Here is a 5,531-nt window from a genome sequence, read left to right as displayed (position 1 = left end):
GTGCGTACCCGTGCGCCCGTGCAGCGGCGCGCAGCCGTACCCGCGGTGCCGCGTACGCCGGTGGCCCTCGGCCGGGCGGCGCCCGCGTGACCCTCCTCATTGTGCAACTAGTTGCACAAGGCGCGCCCGGTCGTCTACAACAGACGTACGACACCGCGCACGGAGGGCCCGATGAGCCGTTACCCGCACCTGCTGAACCCGCTCGACCTGGGATTCACCACCCTGCCCAACCGCGTCCTCATGGGCTCCATGCACGTGGGTCTGGAGGAGGCCGAGCGCGGCTTCGAGCGGATGGCGGAGTTCTACGCCACCCGGGCGCGCGGCGGTGTGGGCCTCATGGTCACCGGTGGCATCGCGCCCAACGACGCGGGACGGCCCTACGAGGGCGGCGCGAAGCTGACCACCGAGGCCGAGGCCGAAGAGCACGCCGGGATCACCGCCGCGGTGCACCGCGAGGGCGGGAAGATCGCGATGCAGATCCTGCACTTCGGGCGGTACGCCTACCACCAGGACCTGGTCGCCCCCAGCGCCCTCCAGGCACCGATCAGTCCCTTCGTGCCGCACGCGCTCACCGACGCCGAGGTCGAGCAGACGATCGACGACTACGCGCGCGCCGCCCGGCTCGCGCAGCGGGCCGGCTACGACGGCGTCGAGATCATGGGCTCCGAGGGCTATCTGATCAACGAGTTCATCGCCCTCCAGACCAACCGTCGCGAGGACCGCTGGGGCGGTTCCTACGAGAACCGGACGCGTTTCCCCGTCGAGATCGTCCGCCGGGTGCGCGAGGCCGTCGGCGAGAACTTCATCATCATCTACCGCCTCTCGATGCTGGACCTGGTGCCGGGCGGTTCCTCCCTGGACGAGGTGATCGCACTCGCCCGGGCCGTGGAGGCCGCCGGCGCCACGATCATCAACACGGGCATCGGCTGGCACGAGGCCCGCATCCCCACCATCGCCACCTCCGTGCCGCGCGGCGCGTACGCCTGGGTGACCAAGAAGGTGATGGGCGCCGTCTCCGTCCCTCTCGTGACCACCAACCGCATCAACACCCCGGAGATCGCCGAGCAGTTGCTCGCGGACGGCCACGCCGACATGGTGTCGCTCGCCCGGCCGATGCTCGCCGACCCCGACTTCGTCGCCAAGGCGGCGGCCGGGCAGCCGGAGGCCATCAACACCTGCATCGGCTGCAACCAGGCCTGTCTCGACCACACGTTCAGCGGTCGCATCACCTCGTGCCTGGTCAACCCGCGGGCCTGCCACGAGACCGAGCTGGTCCTCGCCCCGACCCGGCTGCGCAAGCGGGTGGCGGTGGTGGGCGCGGGACCCGCCGGACTGGCCTGCGCGGTCTCCGCGGCCGAGCGCGGCCACGACGTCACGCTCTACGACGCCGCGGGCGAGATCGGCGGCCAGCTGAACGTGGCCCGCAAGGTCCCCGGCAAGCAGGAGTTCGACGAGACGATCCGCTACTTCCGGACCCAGCTCGAACGGCACGGCGTGGACGTGCGGTTGAACACCCGCGTCACCGCCGGGGACGTGTCCGGCTACGACGAGGTGGTGGTCGCGACCGGCGTGCGTCCGCGCACCCCCGAGATACCGGGCGTCGACCACCCCAGCGTCGTCGGCTACCTCGACGTCCTGCGGGACGGCGCCCCCGTCGGCGACCGGGTCGCGATCCTCGGCGCCGGCGGCATCGGCTTCGACGTCGCCGAGTACCTGACCGACGGCGGCGACAAGGCGAGCGAGGACCCGGCGACGTACTTCCGCAACTGGGGCGTCGACATGGACTACCGCGCTCCGGGCGGCCTCGGCACGCCCGAGCGGCCCGCACCGCCGCGCACCGTCCACCTCCTGCAGCGCAAGGCCTCCAAGGTGGGCGCCGGACTCGGCAAGACCACGGGCTGGATCCACCGCACCGAGCTCAAGCACCGGGGCGTCACCATGGTCCCGGGCGTTCGGTACGACCGTATCGACGACGCGGGACTGCACGTCACCGTGGACGGCGCGGGCCAGGTGCTGGAGGTCGACACCATCGTGCTGTGCACCGGGCAGGACCCTCGCCGCGACCTGTACGAGGCGCTGTCCGCCGCGGGGCACAGCGTGCATCTGATCGGCGGCGCCGACGTGGCCGCCGAGCTGGACGCCAAGCGGGCGATCAAGCAGGGCACGGAGCTGGCGGCGGCCCTGTAGGCCCCCGGCACACCCGGGCACACACACGACAGCGAGGGCCGCCCCGAGGGCGGCCCTCCCTAGGATGAACCCATGTCACTCCCGCACGCGATCCTCACCGCCCTGCTCGAAAGGCCCTCGTCGGGACTCGAACTCACCAGGCGGTTCGACAAGTCGATCGGCTACTTCTGGTCGGCGACGCATCAGCAGATCTATCGCGAGCTGGGAAGGCTGGAGTCCGAGGGATACATCCGCGCCCTGCCGTCCGCGCAGCCGGCCCGGGGGCAGAAGAAGAGCTACGAGGTGCTGCCGGCGGGCCGCGACGAGCTGGCCCGCTGGACCGCCGTGAGCCAGGATCCGAAGCCTCTGCGCGACACGATGCTGCTGCGGCTGCGGGCCTCGGCGGTCGTCGGCACGGCGGGGATCGAGACCGATCTGCGTCGCCATCTCACCCTTCATCAGCGGCAGTTGGCGGAATACGAGGAGATCCAGGACCGGGACTTCCCACCGGGCAGGAACACCCCCGAGGACCGGCTGCGGCACCTCGTGCTGCGGGCCGGTATCGACCTGGAGACCTTCTGGACCCAGTGGCTGAGCCACGCGCTGAAGGAGTTCGAGCACCTGGGGGACCCGTCCGCGCCCCGGGGCGGGACGAACTCCGGGCCGGCGCCGGACGCGCGGGCGGAGGACCGGTCCACGCAGGGCTGACGCGAGGAGGACCGGTCCGTCTCCGGGGCGCGGCCGTTCGGTGGGCCGACGCGTGGGTCAGAGCCGGTGGGGCTTGGACCCGCGGCGCAGGAACCAGGCCGTCGCAAGAACACCCGTGGCCACCAGAGCCCCGCCGACCGCCGTGGTCACCGTGCTGTGGTCCGTGGCCGTCCCGCCGAGACCGCCCTGCACCCCGCGGGTCGGCGCCACCGTGGCCGAGACGGTGGGAGCCGAGGACGCCGAGGACGCCGTGGACTCCGACGACTTCGAAGCCGCAGACGACCTCGAAGCCGCCGAGGGCGTCGAAGCCGCCGAGGGTGTGGAGCGCGGCGGGGGTGTGGAGGTCGGCGCCGAGGACGCGGAGACGGTCACGGCCTGGGTGCCGGCCGTCTGCCCGTCCTGGCAGAGCACGATGACGGTGTACGTGCCGGCGTGGACGTCGGACCACGTCGCCGACTGACCCGCGCTCGTCCCGGACAGCGACACCTGCCGCCCCTGGGAGAAGTTCACCTGCTCGGCGGAGAGCAGGGAGGCGCTGCCGAAACCGCCGTCCACGCTCCGGCAGGCACTGGTCGTGACCGTGACCTTGGAACCGCTGCTGCTCACGGAGATGCCCGAGGCGGCGGACACGGCGGCCGCCGTGGCCAGGGTCAGCGGAAGCGCGGCGGCGGCCATGGCCACGCCCGAGCGCCGGAAATCCCGAGTAGTGCGCATTGGACCGTCCTCCAGCGGCACGGTTGGCGGGACGTCCGATGCGCCGCCGAGGAGGGAAAGGCCCGTGCTGCCTCGGGAAGAGCCAACGTGCCCCCGGTCGCGCCCGCATGTGGACGGGACCGGGCAGGTGACGAATTCCTTCGTCCGGCGGACGGGCGGCCCGCCCGTCCGCCGGACGGCACCGCTACCGCTCCCCGTCTCCCGTCGTCACGGGCCGTTCCGCCGAGAAGCCGCCCCAGGTCCCGTCCGGCAGCTTCGCCCGCAGACGCACCCGGTAGGCGACCCCGGCGTCCCGGCCGACGTAGAAGCTGTACGTGGACCTGCCGCGGGGAGGAGTGCCGCCCCACACGAGCGAGGTCGCCTGACGCCCGTCCAGATCGATCCGGTACTCCGTGATCACTCCGTCCGTGCGGGGCGGGATCCAGGACAGGTCCAGGTAGTAGGCGCCGTCCGAACGGTGGGCGCCGACACGGAAGTCGGTCGGCGCGGTGCCCCGCCCGTCGCCCGCGCCCGGATCGGTGGCCAGCCGAACGGCGGCGCTCGCGGGGGAGACGTTGTCGGCGGCGTCGCGTGCCCTGACGGTGAACGAGTAGTCGGTGCCGGGGCGCAGTCCGGTGACCACGGTGGCGGTCTGTGCCCCGCCGACGCTGTGGATCTTCGAGTCGCCCTGGTAGATGTCGTACGAGGCCACGCCCCGGGTGTCCGTCGACGGGGACCACTCCAACTGCGCCGCCCGGCTCCCGACCGCCTTGCCGCGCGGCCGTCCGGGGATGCTCGGCGGAGTGCGGTCGGCGGCGACCGCGGCCGGGGTGGTGGCGCGGACCTGGGCGCTCGGCGGTCCGGGGTTCCCGTCGGAGTCCAGCGCCCGGACGGTGAAGACATAGGTCGTGGACGGAGCGAGCCTGGTGACGTCCACCATGTGCTCCGCGCCGGGCACCCGGTCGACCTTGGTGGTGCCGCGATACACCTCGTAGGCGGTGGCCTCCGGTTTTCCGGAGACCCGGTTCCACATCACGTGCACACTGGTCGAACTGCCCGCTGCCGCGGTGACCCCCATCGGAGCCGGGGGCAGCGGTTCGCCGGGGCCGTCCGCACCCCCGGCGCACGAGGTCAGGACGAACAGCGAGCCGCACACCAACGCGGGGACAAGGCGTCGCACGGGTCTGCCTCCCCTCGACGGGATTGGTCTGTACCTATAAGACACGGCTGACGCGGCCACATCAAGGGGACGTGCGGGTGTTCGTCGGACCGTCGCCGGCTACGTATGCTGATCCCTGACGCGGTGCGAACTCACCCACCAGCCTGGGGAGTTCGCACCCACGGCGCGGACCGCTGTCGTCGCTGTTCCCGCGCCGGCGAGGGCGGCCGGGCGGCCCGGGCCGACCGTGGCTCGGGCCCTCGGCCGCGGTCCGCCGCCGCCCGGTCCGCCGTGCTCCTTCCGGCCCTCCCAGGTGGACGCGGTGTCGTACGCGCACCAGATTTGGTGAAAACCCGTCGACGTCTCCCGGGAGAGGGTCCTTCATCGTGCGTGCCCTGCGTGTCCGGTCGCTCACGCTCGCCGCGGCCGGCGTCGCCGTGCTCCTTCCCGCGATGTGCGCCGCCGCCGACCCGGACCCCACCGCGCCCGAGGCGGGGGAGGGAACCGTGCGGGCCGCCGACCTCCTCGCGAAGGTGCGTGACTGCGTCCCGGTGTCGAAGGGGCGCTACCGCACCGACGAAGGAACCCGCGCCGAGATCCCCGTCTGCGGGGCGCGGGGCGTCGTCTTCTGGAAGGCCGACATGGACATCGACTGCGACGGGCGTCCCGGGACCGTGTGCAACCGCCGGACCGATCCGCTCTTCGCCGCGGCCACCGCCTACCGGCAGACGGACGGGCGCTACCTGAGCGCCGAGACCCTTCCGTACGTGGTCGTGCCCGCGCCCAGCCGGGTCTGGAACCACCG

Annotated in this window: 4 protein-coding genes and 1 pseudogene; 3 read left to right on the top strand and 2 right to left on the bottom strand. The window is 72.6% G+C overall.

What is annotated here, in order from left to right; translation table 11 throughout:
* Positions 1–171: 171 nt before the first annotated feature.
* Together ACFV2J_RS03660 and ACFV2J_RS03655 are read left to right on the top strand one after the other, a co-directional pair.
* Positions 172–2,187, top strand: a complete 2,016-nt coding sequence (locus ACFV2J_RS03660) for an FAD-dependent oxidoreductase (RefSeq protein WP_385096166.1) — start codon at positions 172–174, stop codon at positions 2,185–2,187.
* 72 nt (positions 2,188–2,259) lie between these two features.
* The gene (locus ACFV2J_RS03655; protein ID WP_385096170.1) at positions 2,260–2,874 is read left to right on the top strand and encodes a PadR family transcriptional regulator; all 615 of its coding nucleotides are present in this window, start codon (positions 2,260–2,262) and stop codon (positions 2,872–2,874) included.
* A 57-nt stretch (positions 2,875–2,931) separates the two neighbouring features.
* Here ACFV2J_RS03655 and ACFV2J_RS03650 read toward each other — a convergent pair whose 3' ends face one another.
* Together ACFV2J_RS03650 and ACFV2J_RS03645 are read right to left on the bottom strand one after the other, a co-directional pair.
* Positions 2,932–3,588: a hypothetical protein gene (locus tag ACFV2J_RS03650; RefSeq protein ID WP_385096173.1), complete on the bottom strand. Its 657-nt coding sequence runs from the start codon at positions 3,586–3,588 to the stop codon at positions 2,932–2,934.
* 184 nt (positions 3,589–3,772) lie between these two features.
* Positions 3,773–4,747, bottom strand: a complete 975-nt coding sequence (locus ACFV2J_RS03645; protein WP_385096175.1) for a fibronectin type III domain-containing protein — start codon at positions 4,745–4,747, stop codon at positions 3,773–3,775.
* Positions 4,748–5,121: 374 nt separating this feature from the next.
* On the opposite strand from ACFV2J_RS03645, the pseudogene ACFV2J_RS03640 reads away from it, so the two are divergent.
* A pseudogene (locus tag ACFV2J_RS03640) lies at positions 5,122–5,531 on the top strand (hypothetical protein); the annotation flags it as partial.

It is taken from the genome of Streptomyces sp. NPDC059668, from assembly GCF_042734135.1.
Classification (GTDB): Bacteria; Actinomycetota; Actinomycetes; order Streptomycetales; family Streptomycetaceae; genus Streptomyces.
This window is presented reverse-complemented; position numbering and strand designations above follow the sequence as displayed.

What these genes read in the sequence shown, in the direction of transcription:
- ACFV2J_RS03655 (WP_385096170.1), top strand. Translation starts at nt 2,260, where the DNA reads ATGTCACTCCCGCACGCGATCCTCACCGCCCTGCTCGAAAGGCCCTCG.
- ACFV2J_RS03660 (WP_385096166.1), top strand. Translation starts at nt 172, where the DNA reads ATGAGCCGTTACCCGCACCTGCTGAACCCGCTCGACCTGGGATTCACC.
- ACFV2J_RS03650 (WP_385096173.1), bottom strand. Translation starts at nt 3,588, where the DNA reads ATGCGCACTACTCGGGATTTCCGGCGCTCGGGCGTGGCCATGGCCGCC.